Source organism: Chryseobacterium sp. SIMBA_028 (genome assembly GCF_046535285.1).
Classification (GTDB): domain Bacteria; phylum Bacteroidota; class Bacteroidia; order Flavobacteriales; family Weeksellaceae; genus Chryseobacterium.
Window position 1 is genome coordinate 1 of sequence record NZ_JAWRWZ010000054.1, and the last position, 505, is coordinate 505.

At 58.0% G+C, this 505-nt stretch carries 1 protein-coding gene; it reads right to left on the minus strand.

Translation table 11 applies throughout. The features are described from left to right. Positions 1-375, minus strand: a 375-nt coding sequence (locus tag SCA31_RS22495) for a hypothetical protein (RefSeq protein ID WP_410699279.1), incomplete at its 3' end; no start/stop codon positions are given. Between the last annotated feature and the right edge of the window lie 130 nt (positions 376-505).

The following is a 505-nucleotide window of genomic DNA, read 5'->3' on the forward strand; positions in this document are numbered from 1 at the left end:
TGTTGGACCAGTCTCCCCAGTTGACCCGGTTGACCCGGTTGACCCCGTTTCTCCTGTCGATCCGGTTGGGCCTGTTACTCCAGTTGATCCGGTTACACCAGTCGGGCCGGTAACTCCTGTTATTCCGATTGGACCCGTTACACCAGTTGGACCCGTTACTCCGGTTAAACCGATTGTGCCTGTTACTCCCGTCGACCCGGTTACTCCAGTTGGACCCGTTACTCCAGTCGGGCCGGTTGCACCAGCTGAGCCAGTCGATCCTGTTACACCAGTTATGCCTGTTACTCCTGTTGCACCCGTTGGGCCTGTCGCTCCTGTTACCCCAGTTGTCCCCGTTACACCAGTTGCTCCTGTTATTCCAGTTGAACCAGTCACTCCCGATGAACCGGTTACTCCGGTTGCACCAGTTACCCCAGTCGCTCCTGTTACTCCCGTTGGACCGGTCGAGCCGGTTGGGCCGGTTGCTCCAGTTGAACCGGCCGCTCCGGTTGATCCTGTTACTCCC